The 24,584-nt window shown below is 65.4% G+C and carries 25 protein-coding genes and 1 pseudogene; 3 read left to right on the top strand and 23 right to left on the bottom strand.

Annotated features, from left to right (window positions below; genetic code table 11):
• Positions 1–4: 4 nt before the first annotated feature.
• The 7 genes from trbL to trbB are packed head-to-tail and all read right to left on the bottom strand — an operon-like array spanning position 5 to position 6,396.
• Positions 5–1,312, bottom strand: a complete 1,308-nt coding sequence (gene trbL, locus AAC640_RS10715) for a P-type conjugative transfer protein TrbL (protein WP_340266115.1) — start codon at positions 1,310–1,312, stop codon at positions 5–7.
• Between the two features lies 1 nt (position 1,313).
• On the bottom strand, positions 1,314–1,616 hold the full coding sequence (gene trbK-alt / locus AAC640_RS10720; RefSeq protein WP_340266116.1) for a putative entry exclusion protein TrbK-alt: 303 nt from the start codon (positions 1,614–1,616) through the stop codon (positions 1,314–1,316).
• 5 nt (positions 1,617–1,621) lie between these two features.
• The gene (gene trbJ / locus AAC640_RS10725) at positions 1,622–2,380 is read right to left on the bottom strand and encodes a P-type conjugative transfer protein TrbJ (RefSeq protein ID WP_340266117.1); all 759 of its coding nucleotides are present in this window, start codon (positions 2,378–2,380) and stop codon (positions 1,622–1,624) included.
• Entirely contained in the window at positions 2,377–4,812 is a 2,436-nt protein-coding gene (trbE, locus tag AAC640_RS10730) for a conjugal transfer protein TrbE (protein WP_340266118.1), read from the bottom strand. The genes trbJ and trbE overlap by 4 nt, the downstream gene beginning before the upstream one ends.
• Complete coding sequence (locus AAC640_RS10735) at positions 4,809–5,081, bottom strand: VirB3 family type IV secretion system protein (protein WP_340266119.1); 273 nt, start codon at positions 5,079–5,081, stop codon at positions 4,809–4,811. Before AAC640_RS10735 ends, trbE begins: the two co-directional genes overlap by 4 nt.
• Entirely contained in the window at positions 5,081–5,413 is a 333-nt protein-coding gene (locus AAC640_RS10740) for a TrbC/VirB2 family type IV secretion system protein (RefSeq protein WP_340266120.1), read from the bottom strand. Before AAC640_RS10740 ends, AAC640_RS10735 begins: the two co-directional genes overlap by 1 nt.
• A complete protein-coding gene (gene trbB, locus AAC640_RS10745; protein ID WP_340266121.1) occupies positions 5,410–6,396 on the bottom strand; it encodes a P-type conjugative transfer ATPase TrbB in 987 nt (328 codons plus the stop codon). Before trbB ends, AAC640_RS10740 begins: the two co-directional genes overlap by 4 nt.
• A 155-nt stretch (positions 6,397–6,551) precedes the next feature.
• On the opposite strand from trbB, the gene AAC640_RS10750 reads away from it, so the two are divergent.
• On the top strand, positions 6,552–7,739 hold the full coding sequence (locus AAC640_RS10750; protein ID WP_340266122.1) for a hypothetical protein: 1,188 nt from the start codon (positions 6,552–6,554) through the stop codon (positions 7,737–7,739).
• A 44-nt stretch (positions 7,740–7,783) separates the two neighbouring features.
• Here the strand turns inward: AAC640_RS10750 and AAC640_RS10755 are convergent, their stop codons facing one another.
• From AAC640_RS10755 to AAC640_RS10805, 11 genes are all read right to left on the bottom strand, one after another.
• Positions 7,784–8,215, bottom strand: coding sequence for a ribbon-helix-helix domain-containing protein (locus tag AAC640_RS10755; RefSeq protein ID WP_340266123.1), 432 nt, complete (start codon positions 8,213–8,215; stop codon positions 7,784–7,786).
• 9 nt (positions 8,216–8,224) lie between these two features.
• The gene (locus tag AAC640_RS10760; RefSeq protein ID WP_340266124.1) at positions 8,225–10,198 is read right to left on the bottom strand and encodes a conjugal transfer protein TraG; all 1,974 of its coding nucleotides are present in this window, start codon (positions 10,196–10,198) and stop codon (positions 8,225–8,227) included.
• A gap of 19 nt (positions 10,199–10,217) precedes the next feature.
• Positions 10,218–11,975 carry a relaxase/mobilization nuclease domain-containing protein gene (locus AAC640_RS10765; protein WP_340266125.1) on the bottom strand — a complete coding sequence of 586 codons (1,758 nt, stop codon included), beginning with the start codon at positions 11,973–11,975 and terminating at the stop codon, positions 10,218–10,220.
• Between the two features lie 238 nt (positions 11,976–12,213).
• Positions 12,214–13,125 (bottom strand): lytic transglycosylase domain-containing protein, encoded by a 912-nt coding sequence (locus AAC640_RS10770; protein WP_340266126.1) that lies wholly within the window; start codon positions 13,123–13,125, stop codon positions 12,214–12,216.
• Positions 13,126–13,129: 4 nt separating this feature from the next.
• The gene (locus tag AAC640_RS10775; protein ID WP_340266127.1) at positions 13,130–13,465 is read right to left on the bottom strand and encodes a DUF736 domain-containing protein; all 336 of its coding nucleotides are present in this window, start codon (positions 13,463–13,465) and stop codon (positions 13,130–13,132) included.
• A gap of 36 nt (positions 13,466–13,501) precedes the next feature.
• Positions 13,502–14,047, bottom strand: coding sequence for a S26 family signal peptidase (locus AAC640_RS10780; protein WP_340266128.1), 546 nt, complete (start codon positions 14,045–14,047; stop codon positions 13,502–13,504).
• A complete protein-coding gene (locus tag AAC640_RS10785; RefSeq protein WP_340266129.1) occupies positions 14,044–14,550 on the bottom strand; it encodes a DUF2840 domain-containing protein in 507 nt (168 codons plus the stop codon). The genes AAC640_RS10780 and AAC640_RS10785 overlap by 4 nt, the downstream gene beginning before the upstream one ends.
• Positions 14,547–14,813, bottom strand: a complete 267-nt coding sequence (locus AAC640_RS10790; RefSeq protein WP_048578566.1) for a helix-turn-helix transcriptional regulator — start codon at positions 14,811–14,813, stop codon at positions 14,547–14,549. The genes AAC640_RS10785 and AAC640_RS10790 overlap by 4 nt, the downstream gene beginning before the upstream one ends.
• A 131-nt stretch (positions 14,814–14,944) precedes the next feature.
• Positions 14,945–15,475 carry a DUF2285 domain-containing protein gene (locus AAC640_RS10795; protein ID WP_340266130.1) on the bottom strand — a complete coding sequence of 177 codons (531 nt, stop codon included), beginning with the start codon at positions 15,473–15,475 and terminating at the stop codon, positions 14,945–14,947.
• A gap of 31 nt (positions 15,476–15,506) precedes the next feature.
• Complete coding sequence (locus AAC640_RS10800; protein ID WP_340266131.1) at positions 15,507–15,728, bottom strand: transcriptional regulator domain-containing protein; 222 nt, start codon at positions 15,726–15,728, stop codon at positions 15,507–15,509.
• A gap of 147 nt (positions 15,729–15,875) precedes the next feature.
• Complete coding sequence (locus AAC640_RS10805) at positions 15,876–16,148, bottom strand: DNA -binding domain-containing protein (protein WP_340266132.1); 273 nt, start codon at positions 16,146–16,148, stop codon at positions 15,876–15,878.
• Positions 16,149–16,322: 174 nt separating this feature from the next.
• On the opposite strand from AAC640_RS10805, the gene AAC640_RS10810 reads away from it, so the two are divergent.
• A complete protein-coding gene (locus AAC640_RS10810) occupies positions 16,323–16,544 on the top strand; it encodes a helix-turn-helix domain-containing protein (RefSeq protein ID WP_340266133.1) in 222 nt (73 codons plus the stop codon).
• Between the two features lie 158 nt (positions 16,545–16,702).
• On the opposite strand, the pseudogene AAC640_RS10815 reads toward AAC640_RS10810, so the two are convergent.
• Positions 16,703–17,544, bottom strand: a pseudogene (locus AAC640_RS10815) (DUF932 domain-containing protein).
• A 286-nt stretch (positions 17,545–17,830) separates the two neighbouring features.
• Entirely contained in the window at positions 17,831–18,130 is a 300-nt protein-coding gene (locus AAC640_RS10820) for a DUF736 domain-containing protein (protein ID WP_340266134.1), read from the bottom strand.
• Between the two features lie 377 nt (positions 18,131–18,507).
• On the opposite strand from AAC640_RS10820, the gene AAC640_RS10825 reads away from it, so the two are divergent.
• A complete protein-coding gene (locus AAC640_RS10825) occupies positions 18,508–19,308 on the top strand; it encodes a TIGR02391 family protein (protein ID WP_340266135.1) in 801 nt (266 codons plus the stop codon).
• 5 nt (positions 19,309–19,313) lie between these two features.
• Here the strand turns inward: AAC640_RS10825 and AAC640_RS10830 are convergent, their stop codons facing one another.
• The 3 genes from AAC640_RS10830 to AAC640_RS10840 form a co-directional block, all read right to left on the bottom strand.
• On the bottom strand, positions 19,314–21,056 hold the full coding sequence (locus tag AAC640_RS10830) for a retron Ec67 family RNA-directed DNA polymerase/endonuclease (RefSeq protein ID WP_340266136.1): 1,743 nt from the start codon (positions 21,054–21,056) through the stop codon (positions 19,314–19,316).
• A 294-nt stretch (positions 21,057–21,350) separates the two neighbouring features.
• A complete protein-coding gene (locus AAC640_RS10835) occupies positions 21,351–21,917 on the bottom strand; it encodes a hypothetical protein (RefSeq protein ID WP_340266137.1) in 567 nt (188 codons plus the stop codon).
• 188 nt (positions 21,918–22,105) lie between these two features.
• Entirely contained in the window at positions 22,106–24,178 is a 2,073-nt protein-coding gene (locus AAC640_RS10840) for a ParB/RepB/Spo0J family partition protein (RefSeq protein ID WP_340266138.1), read from the bottom strand.
• Positions 24,179–24,584: the final 406 nt, after the last annotated feature.

Here is a 24,584-nt window from a genome sequence, read left to right on the forward strand (position 1 = left end):
GCGGCTAATCCTTCTGGCTGAGATCGACGGATGCGCCGCTGCCGCCACCGTCACCGGAGCGCAGCGTGTGGGCGGCGACGGTCGCGCCGTGAGTCATGGTCTGGCGGCGCTTCATCGCGGCCGCCCAGGCGGGTGAACCGTCCGGCGATGGCGTTGGTGTTGACGGGTCGCCAGAGATCGTCCCGCCGGTGGCGGTCACGGCGGCGCGGCCGCCCGAGCGATAGCTGTCCTTGAGGGAGGCGGCCGCCCGGCGGAGCGGCGACATGGCTGCGCCTACGGCAGCCTTGCCGACGCCGCCGGCCCCGCCCGCGACGGCGGCAGCGCCGGTCTTCCCGGCCGAGCCGAGCGCATAGGCGCTGCTGGCGGCCCCGGATGTGAAGGCCGCGCCGCGCGCTGCACCGCCGATCGCGCCAGCGGCCGCACCGGCGCCAAGACGAGCGGCGGTGGCACCGCCTACAGCCAAGCCGCCGGCCGCCAGCACGGTGCCTGCCGCGGCGCCCGCGCCAAGCGCCGGGCCGCCCGAGACAATGCCGTTGGCGATCGACGGGCCGAAGATGCCAAGCCCGAGCAGGCAAAGCGAGGCGAGCGCGACGGCCATCGCGTCCTCAATGCTGGGCTGCGCGCCGCCGAAGCCGGCGCGGAACTCGTCGAACAGGGTCGAGCCGATGCCGATGATAACCGCGAGCACCAGCACCTTGACGCCGGACGAGATCACCAGCCCCAGCACGCGCTCGGCCATGAAGGCGGTCTTGCCGAACAGGCCGAACGGGATGAGCACGAACCCGGCGAGCGTCGCCAGCTTGAACTCGATCAGCGTGATGAAAAGCTGGATCGACAGGATGAAGAAGGCGAGGATGACCAGCGCCCAGGCAAACAGCAGCACGGCGATCTGGATGAAGTTCTCGAAGAACGAAACCCAACCCATCAGATCGGAAATGGATTCGAGGATCGGCTGGCCGGCTTCCAACCCGACCTGCGCGACGCGGCCAGGCTGGAGCAGCTCGGCGGCGGTGAAGCCGGTGCCCGAGGCTTTCAGGCCGAGACCGGCGAAGCTCTCGAAGACGATGCGGGCGAGGCTGTTCCAGTTGCCGATGATGTAGGCGAAGACGCCGACGAACAGCGTCTTCTTGATGAGGCGGGCCAGAATGTCGTCGTCCGCGCCCCAGCTCCAGAACAGTGCCGCAAGCGTCACGTCGATGACGATCAGAGTGGTGGCGATGAACGCCACCTCCCCGCCGAGCAGGCCGAACCCGCTGTCGATATAGCGGGTGAAGACTTCGAGGAAACGATCGACGACGCCGGTGCCGCCCATGTCAGTTCTCCTGTGGCGTGGCGCCATCGGCGATGCGAGCGGCGGGACGCGCGCCGGGCGCGAGAAAGCGGCGGCGGTTCTCTGCCCAGGCCCGCAGGCAATCGGAGTCGCTCGCGCCCGCAGCGCCGAGCGACTGACACCGGCGCAGCTCGATCAGCAGCGGGTCCGTCGCCGGGGTCTCGGCGAAGGCCGCCGGCACCTCGCGCGCGGGTTCGGGCGGCCGGCTCATCTCGATCGCGGTCATGGTGATCGCGATGGCGACGAACACGATCGCGCCGAGCCGGGCGAGGAGCTTGCTGTCCACGGGCATCAATCGTGGAACATGCGGGCGTTGCCCGGCTGGTAGCCGGTGCGCGGGCTGAGGAACCGGCGGAGCTGCTCGCGGGCCTGCGCCTGCGCAGCCGCCCGCTGGGCCATGTCGAGCGACTGCGCCCGGCCCTGCGCCGCGACGAGCGCAGTCAGATCGGCGAGCTGCTGCGATTGCAGGGCGATGAGCTGGTTGCCGGCTTGGGCGGCTTGCAGCGCGCCATCGGCCGACTGGCTGGCGTTGACGAGGCGGTCGAGCGTGGCTCGCGATCCGTCGAGGTTGCCGACGACGCCGGCCTGCACCTTCAGCGCATCCTCGAACGCGCCAACGCTCGTTTCCCAACGGCTGCGCGCATCGTCGACGAGTGACTTATCCGAGCCGGTCAGATTGGTGCCGCGATAGCGTTGCGAGAACACCTGGTCGATCGAGCGCACGTTGTAGGCGATGCGCTGGGCTTCGGAGAGAAGCTGCTGGGTCCGCTGGAACTGGCTCTGTAGCTGCTGGAGCTGGCTGAACGGCAGCGAAGTCAGATTGCGCGCTTCGTTGAGCAGGCTCGTCGCCTGGTTCTGGATTTGCTGAATCTGATTGTTGATCTGCTGGAGCGCGCGCGCCGCTTGAAGCACATTGGAAGCATAATTGGTCGGGTCATAGACGATCCCGCCGAACTGCGCGTAGGCCGGGGTCGCGGCGGTGATGCCGATGACCCCCGAAGTGGCGAGGACGCCGGCCACGATGGCGCGGCGCAGTATCGTATTTTTCATAGCGGTAACTCCTGCTGGCTGGGGGGAAGAAGCTCGACGGCCCAGGTGCAGCCGCGATGCCGCAGCCATTCGGCCGCGAAGGCGGATGCCCCGTGCGTTTCGGTGATTTCAGCGATGCGAAGCTGGTCGGATTTCGACGATGCAGCGGCGAACGCCAGCGCGATCTCGCCCAGGCCCAGCTCGAACAGGCGGTTGCCGCGCCGTGACTGGCAGTAATAGTCGCGCTTGGGCGTCGCCCGGCTGAGGATTTCGATCTGGCGGGCGTTGAGACCGAATCGCTCGTAGATCGCCGCGATCTGCGGTTCGGCCGCGCGCTCGTTCGGCAGGAATATGCGCGTCGGGCAGCTTTCGATGATGGCTGGCGCAATGCTCGACGTTTCGATGTCCGCAAGGCTCTGGGTGGCGAACACGACGCTCGCGTTCTTCTTGCGCAGCGTCTTCAACCACTCGCGGAGCTGGGCCGCGAAGTCGGGGCTGTCGAGAACCAGCCAGCCCTCGTCGATGATGATGAGCGTGGGAGAGCCGTCCAGCCGATCGCCGATCCGGTGGAAGAGATAGGACAGCACCGCGGCGGCTGATCCGGCACCAACCAGACCTTCGGTCTCGAACGCTTGAACCGTCGCCTTGCCGATCCGCTCGGCCTCAGCGTCGAGCAGCCGACCCCACGGGCCGCCAATGCAGTAGGAAGCCAGCGCCTGCTTGAGCTGCTGACTCTGCAACAGGACGGAAAGGCCGGTGATCGTGCGCTCGCCGATCGGCGCAGACGCCAGCGAACCGAGCGCGGACCAGATATGCTCCTTGGCTTGCGGATCGACCGCGACGCCTTCGGACGCGAGGATCGCCGCCAGCCATTCGGCCGCCCAAGCGCGCTCGGCCGGATCGTCGATATGGGCGAGCGGTTGGAGCTGCACGCCGTCGCCGGCCTCGTCGGCGAGCATCCCGCCGAGATCCTGCCAGTCGCCGCCCATGCCGATCGCGGCGGCGCGGATGCTACCACCGAAGTCGAAAGCGAAGACCTGGGCGCCGGGATAGCGGCGGAACTGCATCGCCATCAGCGCGAGCAGCACCGACTTGCCTGCACCAGTCGGGCCGACGATCAGCGTGTGACCAACATCACCGACGTGAAGGGAAAACCGGAACGGGGTCGAGCCTTCGGTTCTTGCGTAGAGCAACGGGGGTGCACCGAAATGCTCGTCCCGTTCCGGCCCCGCCCATACCGCTGACAGGGGGATCAGGTGGGCGAGATTGATAGTGGAAATCGGGGGCTGGCGGACGTTGGCGTAGCTATGGCCGGGCAGGCTCCCCAGCCACGCCTCGATCGCGTTCATGCCCTCGGGAATGACCGTGAAGTCGCGCCCCTGGATGACCTTCTCCACCAACCGCAACTTCTCGGCGGCGATGGCGGCATCACTGTCCCAGACCGTCACCGTCGCGGTGACGTAAGCCATGCCGGCATAGTCAGCGCCCAGCTCCTGCAGGGCGGTGTCGGCGTCGGCGGCCTTGTTCGAGGCGTCACTGTCCAGCAGCGTACTCGCCTCGTTAGTCATCACTTCCTTGAGGATCGCCGTGACGCTCTTGCGCTTGGCGAACCATTGGCGACGGATGCGGGTCAGCAGCTTGGTCGCGTCGGTCTTGTCGAGCATGATCGCGCGGGTGGACCAGCGATACTCGAAGGCGAGCCGATTCAACTCGTCGAGCAGGCCAGGAAAGGTGACGCTCGGGAAGCCGGTGACGGTGAGCGTGCGGAGGTGATGGTCGCCGAGCTTCGGTTCGAGCCCGCCGGTTAGCGGCTCATCGGCGAGCAGCGCATCCAGGTGCATCGGCGTTTCCGGCACCCGCACGCTCTGGTGCCGGGTCGAAACCGTGCTGTGCAGATAGGTCAGCGTCTCGGCGTCATCGAGCCACCGGACCTCCGGCACGAAGCCTTCGACCAGACTCAAGACGCGGTCGCTGCGGTCGGTGAAGCCCTTGAGCAGCTCCCAAGGATCGACGCCGGTTGTCGAACGGCCCTCGTAGAGCCAGCCTTCGGCGCGCGCGGCTTCCTCGGCCGGCGGCATCCAGAGCAGCGTCAGATAATAGGCGCTCTCGAAATGGGCACCTTCCTCGCGGAACTGTTCGCGCCGCTCCATATCCACCAACGCCGACACCGGATCGGGAAACGCGGACTCGGGATAGTCGAACGCGGGCGTGCGCTGCGCCTCGACGAAAATCGCCCAGCCCGATCCGAGCCGGCGGAGCGCGCTGTTCAATCGGGCGCTCGTAGCGACCAGCTCGGCCGGCGTCGCGCTGTCGAGATCGGGGCCGCGAAACCGCGCCGTGCGCTGGAACGACCCATCCTTGTTGAGGACCACGCCTTCGCCGGCCAGCGCGGCCCAGGGCAGGAAGTCGGCGAGGCGCGCGGCCTTGCTGCGGTATTCGCGCAAGCTCATCATGGCTGCATCCCTGTCGGATAGCGGAGGTGGCGGCGTGCAACGTCCACGAACTGCGGATCGCGCCGCGCCGCCCAGACCGAGATCGCGTGGCCGATGGCCCAGATGACCAGGCCGGCGATCCACAGGCGCAGGCCCAGGCCGATCGCGCCGGCCAACGTGCCGTTGACGATGGCGAGCGCCCGCGGCGCACCGCCAAGCAATATCGGCTCGGTCAACGCCCGGTGGACGGGGGCGTGAAAGCCCGCAATCGGTTCGGCCCCGTCGAGCATCAGACTAGCGCCCCGCCGCCGAACGAGAAGAACGACAGGAAGAAGCTCGACGCGGCGAAGGCGATCGACAGGCCGAACACGATCTGGATCAGCCGGCGGAAGCCGCCCGACGTATCGCCAAACGCCAGCGTCAGGCCGGTCACGATAATGATGATGACCGCCACGATCTTGGCCACCGGCCCCTCGATGCTTTCGAGGATCGACTGGAGCGGCGCTTCCCACGGCATCGACGATCCGCCGGCATGGGCCGGAACGGCGAGGGTCAGCGCGAGGACGCTGGCGGTGGCGGCGAGCATGACGCGGTGTGCGCCATGCCGAAAGGCATGGATCATTGCAGGTCTCCCGGTTGGGTGGTGGAAAGCGGAACGAGGCGATAATCGCCGGTGGCGGGGTCGAGCCCTTCGACGCGGGCCAGCTCGGCGAGGCGGCGGCCGTGCCCGTCGCGGACCAGCACGGCGATCAGGTCGATGGTCTCCGCCAGCAACGCGCGCGGGACCGTGACGACGGCCTCCTGGATGAGCTGCTCCATACGGCGTAGCGCGCCGAGCGCCGTGCCGGCGTGGATCGTACCGATGCCGCCGGGGTGTCCTGTGCCCCAGGCTTTCAGGAGGTCGAGCGCTTCAGCGCCTCGCACCTCGCCGATGGGAATGCGGTCAGGCCGTAGGCGCAGTGAGGAGCGAACAAGATCGGACAGCGAGACGACGCCATCCTTCGTCCGCATAGCGACAAGGTTGGGCGCGGCGCATTGCAACTCGCGGGTGTCTTCGATCAGGACGATGCGGTCAGTGGTCTTGGCGACTTCGGCCAACAGCGCGTTGACCAGCGTGGTCTTGCCGCTGCCGGTGCCGCCCGCGACAAGGATGTTGGCACGGGCGGCGACGCCATCGCGCAGCGCCGCGGCCTCTGCGGCTGACATAATCCCCGCCGCTGCATAGTCGTCCAGCGTGAACACTGCGACCGCAGGCTTGCGGATTGCGAAGGTGGGTGCGGTGACGACGGGCGGAAGCAGCCCCTCAAACCGTTCTCCACCTTCCGGCAGTTCGGCCGAGACGCGCGGAGATCGAGCGTGAACCTCGACACCGACATGGTGCGCGACCAGACGCACGATGCGTTCGCCATCGGCGGCGGACAGCAGCTCGCCGGTGTCGCTGATGCCTTCGCCGAGCCGATCGAGCCACAGCCGACCGTCCGGGTTCAGCATCACTTCGATGACAGCCGGGTCGTCGAGCCAGGCCGCGATCGACGGCCCGAGCGCCGTGCGCAGCATCCGTGCACCACGCGTCTTGGCCTCAGATCGGATCGGAGTAATCGTCACGATGGTCCCCTGGTCGGGGTCGAGCGTTCATCGCCCGACGTCAGGGGTTCATCAAGAAGGCCGTAAAATACCCCGCTGCAACATCTCTCTGTTGGCGTAGCGCGAGCGGCGGTGGATACTTGCGGAGTGCGGATTCAGGGCGCGGCGATTACAGGATGGCTTCAAACTATCGCTTTAAGGACCAGATCCGAGTCGCGCCTGAGAAGCTGATCGAGTTCGCTTGGTCAGCTCCGATGCGCGACTTGGCCAAAAAGGTGGGCATTTCGGATGTGGGCCTGCGCAAGCTTCTGACGGGATACGGGATCGTCCTTCCGCCGCAGGGACACTGGAACCGCGTTCATGCCGGACGGCGCGTTCCCGATCCACCAAAGCCGGACCCGCGAAGACCGGGCCAGCGCCAGCACTTGTATCTGGACGAACGCTTCGCCGACATCCTCGATTGTGAGCCGCTAGCTAGTCCCGATGGCCCGTTTGCCAGCGCGTTTGTCCCAGAAAGCCTCGACGACCTGCGGGAAATGCTAACCCGAAAAATCGGGCGGGTCGGCCTGCCCCGAAAGCTGGACCCACTGCATCCCGGTTTGGCTGGCATCCTGAAGCGCGAACAGGAGTTGCGAGCCAAGGCTGCTCAGGCTGACCGCACTTGGGGCGTTGCCAAACCCTTATTTGATAATCCCGTTGATCAGCGTCGACTACGGATTCTAAACGGGCTTTTTTGGGTACTCAAGAAGCAGGGCGCTGCGGCAAATGCATATGAGCGCGAAGCAGAGATTCACGCCCAAGCCACGGTCGGGAGCATGCACATCTCGATCTCCCTCGAGCCGAAGCGTGGCCGCTCCTACGCAAATCGCTGGTCCTACCCTGATCAGGCTGCAGCCCTTCCAGCGTCCACCCCTCTCGTTCTCTCCATTCGTCCATCATGGGATAGCGAGCTTGAAAGATCGTGGGAGGACAAGGACAAAAGCAGGATCGAGACATGCCTTGCGGACATTGTCGTCGAGACAATCGTGGGTGGCGAGGCAGCCTACCGCCGTTCGCTCCGCCAGGAGATCGAACGGATCGAGCATGCCCTGAAAGCGGAAGCCGAAGCTCAGCGCAGGCGGCTTGCCCAGGCGAATGAGGCACGGCTGAAAGCGCTCCGCCGCAGCGGAGAACTATTACGGCAGGCTCAGGACATCCGATCGCTCATCGCAAGTGTCGAGGAAGCGGTGACGGCGGGAGAGCATGATCTTACTGGATTGGAACTGAAGGACTGGGTCGATTGGGCGCATGGCGTCGCCAACGAAATCGATCCCGTCAAATCCGGGCAGGTCAAAGAGCACCTGCGCCCTCCGAAATCCGAGTGAGCATACAGGCGGACGGAATAGCCAGGAATCTCCAAACTATCAGGTCAGCCGTCCGGAGAGCGATTTTGCAGTTCCGACCCGATGTCTTCTGATATCTCATCCACCAAGCTCTTGCCGCTCGCGTAGCGCCGACCGAGCGTTTCAACGAAGCCTTCGTAGCGCTTACGCCCCTTCACCTGAGCGGCCGCTTGGTCTTCGTCGGGCAGCGGCGGCGTGACGGAAAGCCAGAAGCGGACGAACAGCGCCAGCGCCTCGGTCGTCAGGCCGGTGTTGCGCTCCAGTCGCTGCAACTGCCGCGACAGGCGATCGAGGCGGCGGGCGAACGCCGCCTCCATCCGGTCGGCACCGTCCGGCGACAGATAGGATGTGACCGCGGCTTCCACGATCGCCGAGCGCGAGATACGCCGCCGGATCGCCAGTTCGTCAATCTGCTTGGCAAGCGCGGGCGGGAAATAGACATTGAGCCGGACGCGCACGATCGCCCCCTACAGCTCGATGCCGTCGCCGGGGTCGAGCGAGGCTTGGCGCGCTAGTCCCTGCATACGGCGACGCACGGCCGCCTGCCGGGCCGCATCGTCTTGTTCGTCATCGACGATCGCGAACTCTTGAGCGGGCGGCGGCGATGTTTCGGGCGCAATAGCGACATGCTCGGGCAGTTCGGGCTCACGGCGCAGCCCGCCATTGGCGGCATCTTCCTGCGCCCGGACGATCCGCGCCAGGTCGCCCGGATCGGCGGTGGCCGCGCGCCCGGTCCAGTCATCGGGCCGCGCCGTGCCTGCGGGCGGCTTGGGGGCGTCCGTGATCCGCTCGGACAGGCGGCGGTCCTGGAAGTAGCGCACCTTCTTCGCCCGGATTGGATGGACGCCCGCCACCATCACGATCTCGTCGTCGGGCGGGAGCTGCATCACCTCGCCGGGGGTGAGGAGCTGGCGCGCAGTCTCAGATCGCGACACCATCAGATGCCCGAGCCACGGCGACAGGCGATGCCCAGCATAGTTCTTCATTGCCCGCATTTCGGTCGCGGTGCCGAGTGCGTCGGACACGCGCTTGGCGGTCCGCTCGTCGTTGGTCGCAAAGCTCACCCGGACATGGCAGTTGTCGAGTATCGCGTTGTTCGGCCCGTAAGCCTTCTCGATCTGATTGAGCGACTGCGCGATCAGAAACGCCTTGAGCCGATAGCCCGCCATGAACGCCAAGGCGGACTCGAAGAAGTCGAGGCGCCCGAGCGCCGGGAACTCGTCGAGCATCAAGAGAACGCGATGGCGGTTGCCCTTCGGCGTCAACTCTTCGGTCAGACGGCGCCCGATCTGGTTGAGGATGAGGCGGATGAGCGGCTTGGTGCGCGATATGTCGCTGGGCGGCACGACCAGATAGAGCGTCGCCGGCCGCTCGTCCTCGACCAGATCCGATATGCGCCACTGACAGGCCCGCGTGACCTGCGCGACGACAGGATCGCGATAAAGCCCGAGGAACGACATGGCGGTGCTGAGCACGCCCGATCGTTCGTTGTCCGACTTGTTCAGCAACTCGCGCGCCGCGCTGGCGACGACGGGATGCACGCCAGTTTCGCCCAGGTGCGGCGTCGCCATCATCGCGGCCAGCGTCTGCTCGATCGTTCGCGACGGATCGGAGAGGAACGATGCCACTCCGGCCAACGTATTGTCCGGCTCGGCGTAGAGGACATGCAAGATCGCGCCGACCAACAGCGAATGCGATGTCTTCTCCCAATGGTTCCGACGCTCGAGACTGCCTTCGGGATCGACCAGCACGTCCGCGACATTCTGCACATCGCGCACTTCCCACTGGCCGCGCCGCACTTCCAGCAGCGGATTGTAGGCGGCCGACGCCGCGTTGGTCGGATCGAACAGCAGCACCCGGCCATGCCGCGACCGGAAGCCGGCGGTGAGCTGCCAGTTCTCGCCCTTGATGTCGTGGACGATCGCCGAGCCCGGCCAGGTCAGCAGCGACGGGATGACCAGCCCGACGCCCTTGCCCGATCGGGTTGGCGCGAAGCACAGCACATGCTCGGGGCCATCGTGACGGAGATAGTCGCGGCCGAGTCTGCCCAGCACCACGCCATCGGCGCCGAGCAAGCCGGCGGCGCGAACCTCCTTCTCGCTCGCCCAGCGCGCCGAGCCGTAAGTCTCGGCATTCTTCAGCTCGCGCGCGCGCCACACTGACATGCCGATGGCGACGGCGATCGACGCGAACCCGCCGGACGCAGCGATATAGGCGCCTGTCAGGAATATGCGCGGTGCGTAGGCGTCGAAGCTGAACCACCACCAGAAGAAGGCCGGCGGTGGATAGACCCGCCAACCGCCGATGATGAACCACGGCGGGCCTAGCTCGGGCTGGTAGGCCAAAGCCGCGGCCGTCCACTGCGTCGCGCCCCACACACCGGCGAGCACGATCAGGAACACGGTGATGACCTGGCCCCATAGGATTTTTGTCGCGGACATGGATGTCTCCTTGCGTTGGCTAGAGGCTGAGGCCGCGCTTGCGGCCCATCATGAGGTCGAGCCCGCCTCCGTCGCGGACGACGCCGGACACCTGGCGGCCGAGCTGCTGTTCGAGGGCGCTGGCCCAAGGCACGAGGCGGAAGCCGAGTCCGTCGTCGATCATGGCGAAGCGGCCGGACGCGAGCGCGAGGCGCTGGCGGACGACACCGGCGACCTTCTCGCCGGCTTGCGTCGGCCGGTAGGCCAGTCCGGTCTCACCGGCGATCTTCGCCCCAACCGCGTCCAGCTCGCGCCGCCGCAGCGTGTCGATCAGGCCGCGCTCGAACACGGTCCGCTCGCCATAACGCCGGGCCAGCCCCTCGCGGACGAGATGATCGGTGCGGGCGTCCATAGCGCGGCGCACTTCGGCACCGAACCCACCATCCGCGACGCCAGCGCCGCGCTCCATCAGCCGATGGTCGAGCCAGGTCGCGCCGGGCGCCTTCACCTGCGCGGCGAGGTCGAGGTCCGACCGGGTGGCGAGGATCAGGGTGGGCTTCGGCTCGCCGGGCTTGCCGATCGCGCGTAGCTCGACGATCCCGCCAAGCGCCGGGCTGTGCTCCAGCGCCTCGATGCCGGGCAAGCGGACATGATGGCTGCGCCCGTCCGTGCCGTCGATCACGGCATAGGCGGTGCCGGTCAGCTCGTCGTGCAACCCCTTATCGATCAGCCGGCCGGCGATGGGTTTATCCGGCGCGCCGTTCACGACGGCATAGCCGTCGAGCGGCCGGTCCTGCCCGTGATCCTTGAGCGCGTGACCGATGGTGCGGATGATGTCGCCGCGCGCGGCCAGCTCGCGCAACTTCGCCTGCGCGCCCTCGGCGACCGCCCATTGGCCCGGCTCGCCCTCGGCGGCGAGCCCCATCGTCTCAAGGTGCTGCAACCGGCCGACCATCAGCCGGCGCAGGCGCGGGTCGTCCGGGCCGGGCCGCTCGGGACGCAGGTCGATGACGCCCAGCTCGTCGGCGGTGCGTTGGATCTCGGTGTCGAGCCGGGTCCAGCGCTCCGCCGTCACCTCGCGGTCGAGCGCACGCTGGATTTCATGCTCGGGTTTCGGCCCCAGCTCGGCTTGGGCCAGTTCCTCCGCGCGGGAGCGCAGCCCATGACTGATGTAGTCGCGCGCCATGACGAGATCGGCGCCTTGGTCGGTGACGCCCCGCACAAGCAGATGGACGTGCGGGTTGTCGGTGTTCCAGTGATCGACCGCGACCCAATCGAGCCGCGTCCCCAGGTCCGCCTCCATCTGCCGCACAAGGTCGCGGGTGTATTCGCCAAGGTCGGTCAGCTCGCCCGCGTCTTCGGGCGAAACGATGATGCGGAAATGGTGCCGGTCATCCTTGCAGCGCTCGGCGAACGCGCGGTCGTCGGCGCGATCGGAATCCGCATCGAACATGCGCGTCGGCGAGCCATCGCGGGTCACGCCTTCGCGCTTCAAATAGGCAACGTGCGCGAACAGTGGCGCCATGCGCCGGCCGCCGATACGGTGGCGCACCGGCAGCGCCTTCACCAGCACGCGCCGGCTAGAGCCGAACAGGCGGCTGCGCGCGAACGCCGTGCGGCCTTTCCCAAAGCTCGACTGGCCGCGCCGACGCGATCCGCCCCAGCCGCCACGCTGGCTCCCGCCGCTCATCGCGGCGACGCGCAGAACCTCGGCGACCAGGCCGCGCGCATTGCGGCCTTGCGCCTTGCTGCGTTTGGCCTTGCCCGGCCGGATGCGGAACTCGCGCTCCTCGCTCATGGCCGGGCCGCTTTCCGCCGAAAACCGGCCGTGGTGCCGTTCGGCGCGTTGAAATGCCTGGCTTTTTCCTTCCGAGCGGCACGCTCGCCGACCGACGCCCCCATGTGAAGCCACGGAAAAGCCCCGGCTTTTCGGCGAAACGGGGTGGGGCTTGTATCTTGCCCTCGTCTGTTTCTGCCGTTTTCCTCCTCCCCAGCCACTTTGCTGCTTCGGACGGATGAAGGGAGCGACGGGCCGATCATTGCGGTCGACCCGCGCGAGCGCGGGACACGAACAGGATGTCGTGTGCCACATTGGGCGACGGATCGGTCGTGCGACCGCCGTCAGATTCGACGCTGCCTGAGGGCGTTTCCGGCATGGTTTCGCTGCTGCCGGACGGCGCGCTAACGGCCTCTGATGCGGCGCTCCCCGTGCGGACAAACAACGCGGCGCGGCGCCAGGCGAACGGATCAGGCGGCACGCTCACCGCCACCTCCACAGCGCCCGATGCGCCAGTGATCGGCGCGAGCTGGGCGAGATAACCCACCGTCTCGGGCGGCAGCGGACGGCCGCGCGACACGAAGTCGTCGTAGCGGCCCGGTCCCGCATTATAGGCCGCCAGCATTGCGCTCGCGTTGCCGTAGCGATCGTGCATCTCGCGCAGATAGGCCGCGCCCGCCATGATGTTGTCGCGCACGTTGAACGGATCGGGGCCGAGGCCGTAGCGGGTGCGCAGCGCGCCCCAAGTCGCGGGCATGATCTGCATCAAGCCCATCGCCCCGGCGCGCGAGACGGCGCGGGAATTGCCGCCGCTCTCGACGCGCATCACCCCCCATATCCACGCCTCGGGAATGCCGAACCGCCGCGCTGCTTCGGCGACATGACCGGCATAGGGATGGACGGCCGTCGATCGCGCGGCCGGCATATCTTGCGCCAACGCCGGGACAGGCGCAGCGCTGCTGAACAACAGAACGACGGCAAGCGCCAGCGCCGATCCGACTCCGTTCCGCCGCCAGCCTGCCAGCGTGCTCGCTGCGGTAAAGGGTGCGCGCGGAGCGCCGGCCTTCGGCCGCCCTTGACCTTCGCTGCGCGCCCCGGCCGGCCTGCGACCGAGCGGGACGAAGGGATGAGACAGCTTTCCCGCGAACAAAGGGATGGGTGGGTAGCGCACGGGCTCAGTCCTGCTCGCGCGATTTCGGTTGACGGTTCCAGCGCAGCGACCACGCCGACTTGTCGCCCGTGTTCTGGAACAGCGCAGCGCGGATCGGCTGCGCGAACGCGGGATCGTCAATGCGCAGCGAGACGTATTCCCCGGCGCGTTCGCCGGTCTCGTTCCAACCGGCGCCGATCTCCGGGCCTTCGCCGCCGTCGCCGCGGTGGACGCGCCAGTCGGGCGCCCTGTCGGCGTCGCTGTCCTCGGCCGGAACGATGGAGATACGGATGTCGAGCGTGGCCGTTTCGATGATGCCCTCGTATCCGTTGGCGGTGCGGATGAAGCTGCCGATCTGCATGATGATCTCCTTTGGGTTGGCAGTTGAAAAAGCGGGTCAACGCCAAGTGAGCGGCGCGTCGGGCGTATCTCGGGTAAGGATCGGGATGGCGCGGCCGAGCACGGTCGAGGCCTGCAGCGGGCCGAAATAGCGGCCGTCCATGCTGTCGGCGTGATCGGGGTTGAGCATCAGCAGTTCGCCGGTGCGCAGCTTGCGGCAGCCCTGCCAGACCGGCAGCGGGCGACCCATGCCGTCACGCTCGCGGGCGACGACAACAGGCCGAGTATCAATGCTCACGACGGCGCCAATCCGGCACACTCGCTGCCCCGGCGTGGCTGAGACATGCTTCAACAGCGGCACGTCCTCGCCCAGATAGCCGCGCGCTGCCAGCCATTGGCCGAGATGCTCGGGCGGCATGACTGCGACCAGTGCCCCAACGGGAGGATCTCGCTCGGGCTCGATCCGGTAGAGGCCGAGCGGCGCGCTCGCGCTGGCGTTCCAGACGACGCGCGGGAGCGGATCGAATACCGCCACGGCGAGGAAAGACGCGCCGAACAGCGACGCGGCGGAGGCCGTCGCAATGGCCCATCCACGGCGGGTCATCGCTCTATCTCCCGGCGTTTCAGCCAAGCGCGATGGCGCTCCATCGTATAGGGGCGCGGCTGATGTCCGGCGGCGATGCGGTTGTGGACGTGGCGCCAATGATCGGGCGCGGCGTCGCAGGGATCGACGCCGGCCGCCTCGGTCGCGTCGATCGCGGCGAGGACTTGGCTAACTTTGGGCCAGCCCTCGATCTTGAGAAGGATGTCGCCGCCCGGTCGCACGAACGGCAGCGTCGTGAACGGCTCGTTCGCACCGACCGCGCGCACGATGTCGATGCGCGAGCTGACCGTCCCGTAGTCGTTCGCTGCCCATCGGACGAACGCGAACACGGCGCCGGAACGGAAGCGGACGATGCGGCGACGGCGATCGACGATCTCGTCCACGGCGACGCGCCCGAACCTGATCCAGTGCTCGATCCGCTTCTCGATCCACGTCAGCTCGACGCGGGTCATGTCGTCGTAGGACGGCTGGCGGTGGCGCATCGGGGATGGCGGGACGGTCATCGCCGGCTCCGGGCGATGGCCGAATCCGCGCGCGGCATGAGGTCGTTCTGACCGGGATCGGAAGTCGAATGCTTGATACCGATGTCTGCCCAAGCGCGCAGGTCATCGACCGAATAGACGACGCGACCACCTATGCGGCGGTAGGCCGGGCCGGTCCCGAAATAGCGGTGCTTCTCAAGGGTCCGGCCGGACAGGCCGAGGAAGCGCGCGGCTTCCGGTGTGCGCAGGAAGCGGGGCGGCAGGTTTGTGGGCGTATCGGACAAGTGACGGCTCCTGCGGGCGGTGGCGGCAGGAGGCGAAACTGGCAGGGCAAAGGCGGCGGCGTAGGGTATGAAGATGTGCAGCTGCACGGATGCGACCACCCCCTTGCGGGGCATCGAAGGATGCATTCGGATCAGCGGATGCGGAGCAGTTTGCGGTAGTCGCCATTCATCATCGCGATGCCGTCGCGGACCAGGCGCACCACGAAGGAGCGCGACGCCGACATTTTCCAGTCGCTCGCCGAAAGTCGGGTAGCGTCGTCGCGCCCCAGCGCGGTCGCGATCTGGCGATAGGTTGCGCCCTCGTCGCGCAGGTCGAGAGCGCGCAACATAAGATCGAGGCGGGCTAGCCGATAGGCGGTGAGCGGCCAGCCGCGCGGCAACGGCCCCGCCGCGCGGCCGAGCAGACGACGGTGAAAACGCAGAAGGCTCGCGATGCGGGTGATGAAGTCCCTGTCGAGCGGGATGACCGCGGCGAGCCGCTGGCCGGGCGTAGGATCGCGCAGCCATAGCCGATGTTCGCCAGACGCATCGGCGACGATAACATGGCGTCCATCGATTCCGGGATGGTCGGCGAGCAGCGCGCCGAGCGCGCGAGGATCGACCGGAGAGGCGCTCTCGAATCCATCCGGTGCGGCGTCGAGAATGACCGTGACGGCGGTCAACTCCGGGCGCCAGGCGACCGGCTCTGACAGGTCATCCGGGGCCGTGGCGAAAAGATAACCCCCAGCGCCGCGCGAACGCCGCCTCGGCAGCGTTCTTCGCGACGGCGCCGCTGGCGATGCGCTTCTGCATCTGCGCATGTTCGGCGCGATAGGTGTCGTTGCGGCGAAGAAATTCGGCAGCTATATCGGCGCGACCGAGCGCGTCGGACAAACTGCCGGTGCGTCGCTGGCGCCGGCTCGGAGGCATCGGCATGGCATCCTCCCAATCGCGCCTGGCGCGGATTTCGGAGGACCGAACATCTGTATCGTCAACAATATCCGATAGCGCGAAGATCGCGCACAGCTATGTCGCCAACGCGGCAACACTGTCGCCTAACTCACGCCAAAATGGACATAATTCTTAACGCTTTAGCGGACGCTCACAACCCAGCAGGTGCGCATAACCGATCTCGGTCATCCACCGTGCGCGTGCAAGATGGCTCTCGTGCATTGTCTTCGCGCGATCCGGCTCGGTGGTCGCGTCGATCCCGAAAATTACGGCGGCGGCATCGCGCCAGTCCGCTCCCTCGGTGTCGGCATCGAGCAGGCGAAGATAGTCCGCGAGGTGGCTTTGGTCATAGGCTGTGAGCTGCGCGGATTCCGGCACGCGGTCCTCGAAATGGCATATGCTCATGGCGCCCCCGTCATGTCTGCGTTAACCAACCTAGACCAAAATCCTGTTGTTGCTATGCGCAAGTCCTGCATAGCTCATTGCATCTTTCGCAGCGTCAAGCGGCCTCACCGCGACGATACACCTTATATGGGATAAACCGCATAATGTGTATCGTCCAGTTTGCTGTGTATGGACATGCGGCTCCTCGTGGGAATCAACTTTGCTAGGCTCAGGAGGGATAAGGGCTTTACTCAGGAGCGCTTTGCCGAAACGTCCGGCTTTACCCAACAATATGTAAGCGACCTCGAACGGGGCCGACGCAATCCAACGGTTGTCACCTTGTTTCACCTGGCGTCGGCACTTGGGGTTACGCCAGTCGAACTGGTCGCCGAGATCGACACATCTGAGACCGAATAGCTTAGTTCTCAATCCGCGAGCCGGGCTTTAGCACGGCGAGCGCGCCCGTCACCGCGCGGATCTTGGGACGCGCGGCCACCGCCGATCCGCCGCAGCGGATCGGCGCGAAAACGGCCAAACCGCAAGGCCGGAACCTCCGGCCCTGCGGTGGCGAACGATCATGCCGCTTTGAGTCGCTGCATCCCCTCGGCCAGCGTCCAGAGCGCGCGATTGAGTGTCACATTCTGGTCAATACCGTTGATCGCACGGGTCTGCGCGCGGCGGATGCGGCCCTCGGCATTGCGCTTGCGCCCCTGCAAACCGCCCCGAACGACATTCTCCTGAATGACGTTAAACGTGGTCCATAGGCTGCGGTCCATATCCTCGCGGCGGCGCGGCTCGACGATCTGCTCGGGCCGAACCGGGCTTTCATCCTCCCCATAGCGCGCAACAAGGCTCACCTCGCCAAGCAAGCGCTGTTCATCCGATGAAAGCTGGATCGCCTTCATCGATTCGCTGGCGTCGATCAGCCGGGGGAAGTCCTCGGCGACGATAAACACGCCCTCGATGATGTCATGCTCGATATCCCTTTGTGCGGTACGCGGATCTCCTCGAACCGCTCGCCCGCAATCATGCTGTTGGTGCAGACGAAGCGCAGCATCCCGGCAAACATCTGATAGGCGCTGGTCCCGTCATGACTGTTGACAATGATGACCTCGGCAGCCTCGGGCTTCCCTATGCCGTCGTCCCGGCGCAGGCGCAGCATATGCTTGGCGTGGCCGTGGCGCGAACCATCGCGCGGGACCGACTGGACCGCAAAGAATGGCGACCATCCTTCCCGGCGCAACCCCTCCACAATGTCGATAGTCGGGACATAGACGTAGCGATCCGAACGGCTGTCGTGCGCCTCGCGGGCGAAGATGGAGGGGACGTGACGATACAGCGCCTCGTTGTCCAGCGGCTCCCGCCCGCTGATTTGATGAGCGTTGCGGCCGAACCGGGTGGCAAGCTGGTAGTGCATTTTGGCCTCCTTTGGGCTTGGGGTTCGCGCAGCGGAGCGCCGCGCTGAAACCCTGCCCGTCGGCGAGACCGGGGGTGCAAACGGAAAGCGGCTTCGCGGGGAACCGGCTGCACGGAACGCGCTCGCGCGTGGAGGAAGCTGGGCGGAAGCCGCTTGAAGTGCGCCAGGGGCAGCGCCCCAAGCATATCACGACACGCCGGGCCGATCGGTCCGTCCGCTTGAAGAATCGACGAAACAAATGCACGAAGGCACCCCGCTCCGGTGGAGCGGGGTGCCTTGTCGGGGATCAGCGAGACCAGATCAGCGCGTATTCGCCAGCGGTTTCGGTTTCGGACAGTGTGGCGTAGATCGGAGCGGGGAAGCTCGGATCGTCCAGCTTGACCGAGATGTAGTCGCGACCTTCGCGGCTGGTCTTTTTCCAGGCGGCGCCGATGTCCATGTTGGCGGCGCTGATCCGGAAGTCGGGGGACTTCTCGCCCTCCTTCTCGACCGGGCGAAGGGTGGCCTTGGTGTTGAGCATGAGCGTCTTGATGACGCCGGTGAACTCGCGCTTGCTGTTGGCGGTGAAGGTGCCGATGGTAGCCATGTCGTAATCTCCTGTCTGCTCGGGCCACGCCCATCGCGGCCTCGATGGCTCGGCGTCGGCCGGGGCCCGATCGACCCCGCACCGCTTGCGGCTGGAACGCAGTGGAGGTTGGGCGACGGGCGGCTTTTTGCTTCGCGATGCAAAGCCGCAGGCGGCGGAAAAAAGCCGCCCGTCGCCCTTGCGGGAAGGCGATCGGCCTCGATTAGACAAGCCATTGGGAGGCCGCCGGGTGTTCGGCTAGGAAGGTAGGGAGTTTCTTATGACCGGCAATTATGTCGGCAACTCTGCCAACGGCCTTGCGAGATGTTCATTATACGTTCCAAAGTGCTGCCGATTCGACAAAGGGAGGCCGTGGAGACGCGCGGGAAACAGGACAGGTGACGAAATTGTTTTCGCAGGATCAGCTCGAAGCCATCGCTGGCGCGCTCGGCGACACGGAAACGGGACTCAAGGGGACCGAGATCGGGATGCTGATCGCGACCTGTCAGATGACCGATCCGGGCGAGATGACCAAACGGCACCGCATCTACAACGCCTTCGCCACCAGCCAGAACGAGCGGCAGGATCGCACCCGTATCCTCGGCTTTATCCGCCATGCGATGAAGCCCGCCCGTTATAGCCGCGAGCCGCACCGTTACGAGCCGATGCGCGCCAGTCTCAACCAGGCGCTCGCGTTCGCCGGTCTCGTGGTCAGCGAAGCCGGAAAGATCGAAACCGTCGAACAGGTGATGACGTTATCGGAAGCCCAGCGCCGCGCGAAGGAATTGCGCACCGATCTGGAGACGCGCGGTGTCCACCCTGATGTGCTGCGATTCTGCCGCGCGGAATTGTTAGCCGACGATTATTTCCATGCGGTTCAGGAGGCCGTTAAAAGCGTTGCCGACAAGATGCGGGTCAGGACGGGCCTGACCGATGACGGCGGAACGCTGGTGGACCGCGTGTTGGGCGGTGATCCGCCAATGCTGACGATCAACCCGCGCGGCACGGTGAGCGAGCGAAGCGAGCAAAGCGGCTTTGCCAATCTCATCAAAGGCGTCTTCGGTATGTTCCGCAACACGACCGCCCATGAAGCGCGCATCCACTGGCCGATGACCAAGACCGACGCGGAGGATCTTCTGACGCTCGTATCACTCATCCATCGTCGGCTCGATACCAGCCATATGCCGCCGCGTTCCTAGTCGGGTCAGGGCGGCGGCGGATTGGCGGCGTAGTCATCCAAGGCCGCGACGATACGGTCGAGCAGGCCCGCGAATTTTGAAAAATTGATCGTGTTCTTTTGCGGCTGCACGACCTTCTCAGCGAACCGGGCTTTCCCGTATTTCCCTGCTTCGCCATGCTTCTTGTTGGGATCAAACACCTTGCCGTCGATCACGGTTTTCAAAAGGGCGGGATCGAACGAATCCTCGATGCAGCTTGTGCCTTTTGCGCCAATTTCCGGCGTTTTGATAAGATAGAGGTTGGCGGCGAGCCGGTAGAATGGGTCATTAGACGTCCGCGAGATATTGGGAGCGCCGAGATTTTTGGCAATGCTGAATATATCTTTGGCACCATCGTCATTGTCGATCAGCACAATGATGGGGTTGGGCAAAGGCCGGTGCCGGTAGTGCTTGAGCGCATCGGGAAATTTCCGAATGAAGTGCAGGAGATCGCCAGCGCCATTGCCGATTTGCAGCACATCGTGGACCGTGCTGGTGAAGTTCATGAACTTCACCGTTGGCTTGAACTTCCCTTTGTCCATCACACCGAGTTGGGGATGATAGGCGGTGAGCTTCTCCATCGCCGCGCGAAGATAGACCGAGTCGGTCTTACCCTCAGGGATGATGAGCGGCTTGGGCGCGACGACGAAGTTCCGGTAGAACAGGAAACGGATGTAGAGCCTTCGCGTGGCTGTCGAGGTTTTCTCACCCTTCTTCTCGGCCGAGGTGCGCGTGTCGACCTGGTCGCGCACATGATAGACATGGCCGAGCCTACCTTGCAGTGCCGCGAGCGACGCCGCGGCCTCCTTGACGTCGGGATCGCCGGGCTTACCACCCGCCAGAGTGGCCGGGATCATGCGATAGTAGGTGCCGCTGCTGAACAACGACCAGCACATGGCGCGGACCGTCCGGTAGTATTCGGGGGTAATGTTCGGCTTTTCGTTGATGAGCAGGCCCGTCGCCATCTGGCGCGAACCGCGATATTGCATCCGCGTCTTGGCCGGATTTACCGCAAAGCCGGCCTTATCGATTTCTTTCAGCAGCGGCGCGCCCAGCGTCCAGTCGTGCTCCGACCCGACGATTGGGGCGGCGACATCAGCCGGGAACGCCTTGGCGTTCGTGGAGAAGGTGATGTCGTCGGCGTAGCGCGAATAGGTGCATTTTTGCGCCTTGGCGAAGCGCACGAGCCGAATGTCCAGCAAGTGACCAATGATGTTTGAGATGACTGGTGAGCAAGGGCTGCCCTGCGGCAGTATGTCATCGTGGCAGGCAATCTGCGCGATCAGGGTAGCGATCTTCGGATCGAGGGCGAAGCGCTTGTCCTTGATGAACATGCCGCGGACGCGGCCGAAGTTGATCGATGGGAAGAAGTCCTTGAGGTCGAGGTTCAGCACATAGCGCCGCCGCCTGTGGACGTTGGCGTTGGTAACGATCGACAGGTGCTTGGCAAAGCCGTGCGATAGGTGACGGCGCGGCGAGCCCGCCTTGTCGATGTCCGCCAGCGTCAGATAGAGGACATTGGCGAGACGGCGCTGCAGCAACTTCAATTTGGGGGTCGGTGCGAGGATGTCGCGCGGGGTTCCATCGCGCTTCGGAATAGCAAAGGCGGTATATTTCTGCGCGGTCGGCAGATGGTAGAGCAGATAAGCGAGCGCCGCCGGCTTATAACCCAGGATCGCGGCTAGATCGTCGAGCGACTTAGCCGCTTGCAGTTTTGCCAGACTAGACACCAAACCCCCTTAAACAGGTGGCTTACAGGCACTCCTATGCGTTCGATCGATCGTCCGCTCAGCCGTAAAGCTGCAATAGGGATTGATGGAAGCATCACTGCCCAACATCGGTGTCTTATATCGCGATACGCGATAACAACTCTGCCTGTAAGCCTGCGGGCGCTTGTCCGCCAAAGCGCTGAAAACTTCAATAGTCGACCTGCGAGCGAGGAGCAGTCCCGGGAAGCGCGAGATCGGAATGCAACGGCTACTTCTGGCAGCATAGAAGGCTTGTCAAAACGAGGCCTACTGCCGTCAGCCGAATATCTCGCTGCCGGCCGCGCGCATATCGTCGACCAGTTTGACCGCGAAGGCGTCGATGCGTTTGTAGGGTTTGTGGTTGGCAATCCCGGCCGAAATATCACCAAAACCATCGTTGCGGCGCGCAATATTCCAGGCACGCACACGGGACCGGAGGTCGGCGTCCGCGAGAATGAAGGCGGCAGCGGCTGTCCAAATGAACTTGCGCCGCGCGGCTGTGAATGAAAAGCGCCTGGCGACCACTTCGGCGTAGTCGCGAGCGCTGAGCAAGGTGCTCGCTTGCCAGCGCGTTTCGCAAGGCTCGAGATAGAAATCCATCACGGCGCCGTATTGGGCCTGGGTCGGCAATTCGGCGCCATCGATATCATATTGCGGGATAGTCTGGCGTAGGGCGAAGCGCTCAATCGTGCCTTCCCGTCCGAGGAAGCACGCAATTTTCTGACGCTTGTGCTTGGTGGGACGCTTCGTTCGCAAATGAACACTGCCCGCAAGGGACAGGTCCAGCTCCCAAGGACGGGTCGTCACTCTGTCGGCGACGGCGGAGGATTCGGCTTGCGTCATGATTCTGCTCGGCGTCGGACATAGCCAAGCGCCGGTTCAGCGACCAGCCGGTATCAGCCGATCGTCATTTTCATCCTATTCCATCCTGAGCCCAAAAAGGACGGCCGCGCCCGAAGGCGCGGCCGAAATTTTCCCTCCGAAACGGATGGAAGGCCGGGACCGTTTTCACGGCCCCGGCCGAAAGCCGCCTATTCGGCGGCAACCGAGTAGAACGCTTCGCCGTCCCGCGCTTCGGTATCGAAAGCCTCCGCTTCGGACCGCTGCTCCACGCTCCCGACGTCCTCGTCCTCGACGGATACGGGCTGCTCCGGCTCGGGCGTCCGCAGCACGGCGGGAAGCCAGCCGGTCCCGGCCAGAAGCTGCTCGGCGGCCTGCGCCATGTCCGGCTTCTTCATGTCCACGATGCGGCGGGCGGCGTCCTCCGACACGCCTTCGGCGACAGCCTCCACGATATGCGCCTTGGTCACGCGGCCAAGATAGCTGTCCACGGTGGGCGTCCAGTCCTTCGTCACGTCCAGCGCCAGCGCGGTCGCCAGCCTGTCCGCCGTTTGCAGCGAACGGGGCTTTCGGTCCCACGGCAGCCGCAGCGCGTTGACGGTGCGGGACACGCAATGCGCCAGCAGCACAGTCCGCATCTGATCCGTCAGCCCGACGATGTAGCCCCACAGGTCCGCCACGTCGCGCGGCATCCGCTCGACCCACGCCTCGTGCTGCTCGTTCGCCCGCGCCGCCAAGGGCGTGTCCTCGATGCCGTCCGCATGGCTCCCCAAGGTGGTCAGGGTCGGGCGAACCTCAAGGCAACCCGCCTCTGCATAGCTGTAGAACAATTGTGCGGTCAGGGTGTGGGTGAGAGCGATCAACGCCGTATCGGGCCGTTCGGCCAGCGCGACGCGAAGCGCCAAAGTCCTGTGCGCGGACAGGTCGCGGGTGAGGCTGTCGGAAATTGGCTTGCCCGGTTCCTCGTCCTCTTCGATCTCCTGCACGTCCTCGTCGCCATCCTCGTCCTGCAAGTCCCCGCCCATCTCTGGGGCCGCTGCACCGCCTCCTGCTTCCTGCTCGGGCTGCGGATCGGCCAGCGCTTCATCCTCGGAACGGACGAAGCCGCGCTCGATCCTGACGGTGCCGTCATGGTGAAGCACGACGAACGCTCCGCCATGCGCGATCACGATGGCATCGTAGGCCGAACGCTTGGTGGAAATAGCGTCGATCTCGTCGGACACCGCCTCCAGCTTTTCGGCCACGTCCTCCGGCAACTCGTCATAGGACGAATAGCCTTCGGCCAGTTCGTCGTGCTCGTTCGCCAGCGCCTCCAACCGCGTCTCGTCCTCGTCGGACAGGGGAACCGTTTGCGGATAGAAGCGCCGCATCCCGTGGGCGTGGGGATAGTCGATATGCGCCGCGGCCCATTTCCAGCCCTCGGCCTGAACCTCGCCCGCGATCTCGCGTAGCTTCTCGGCGGCAAGCATGTCGAGCAAGCCCGCATCCTCGAAAAACCCGCCCTGATCCTCGCTGAACAGGTCGCGGATGATGGTGCCGCCTGCCTCGATATAGGCATCGGCACCGACGAACACCGCGCGCCGGTCTGTAGCGGGCACGTTGGCGGCGGTCATGTCGCGCCGGATGATCCACGGTTCACGATTATGGTGCAGGTTCTCGAATACCTGCTCCTGCCGGGTGTGGTCCTCTGTGATGGCGAAGGCCATAAGCTGGTCCAGCGTAAGCCCATCCTCACGATAGACCTGCAACAGCTTGGGGCTGACAGCGCCAAGGCGAAGCCGCTGCTTCACCACATTGGTCGACACGCCGAACCGCGCGCCGATCTCCTGCGCCCCCCAACCCTTATCGTTGGAGAGTTCCGCGAACCGCTCGAACTGATCGGCGGGGTGCATGGGCGTCCGGGTGACATTTTCGTCGAGGCTGATCTCGGCAGGATCGTTCACCGTATCCAGCCAGCAGCGCACCGGATGGCTTTTCCTCATCTGCTTGCGCTTGGCGCATAGCAGCATCGCCTGCCTGCGGCCTTCGCCAGCGGTAACGAGGTACTGGCCGGTCGGCGTCCCGTCCTCCTTGACTTCGGGTTCCACGACAAGGTTCTGGATCAGCCCCTTGTGCTGGATCGATGCGGCCAGCGCATTGATAGCGACTTCCCCATGCGGCACCTTGCGGGCATTGCGCGGGGACTTCTTGAGCTTGGCGAGCGGCACGAAGATTTCGACACCCGATACAGGCTCGGCAGCTATGGTTTCGGTAACAGCGTTCATCACACTACTCCTTCTAAAACCACACACACCCCGGAATGGGGTGGGCGGCGAAAGAGCGACCGGCAGGCCCGCCGGCGGAGCCGGGCAGCACCCGCAGGGCCGGAACGCAGAGGAGGTAAGCGCGCGTCGCGCGCGTTGCGGCCCGGCGCGGCGGGCCTAAAGGGAAGCGACGCCCACCCCATCTCGGGGAGTGCAACGACCACCAATGCGATCGGGACGGCGCAGCCTTGGCCCGATCTCCGCAGCTTGGAAAAACCGCAATCCGCGGGGCGGATTGGCTGATTGGCGCATCAGCGCCACCCCGCCATGCTGATCGTCACCCGGCAGGGCCGAAACCCGTCAGGGGTTCGGTCGGAGCGCAGCGAAGATAGAGCGGCGGTCCCGCAGGGAGGCGCCAATACTACCT

The sequence above is a fragment of the Sphingobium mellinum genome (assembly GCF_037860795.1).
GTDB lineage: Bacteria > Pseudomonadota > Alphaproteobacteria > Sphingomonadales > Sphingomonadaceae > Sphingobium > Sphingobium mellinum.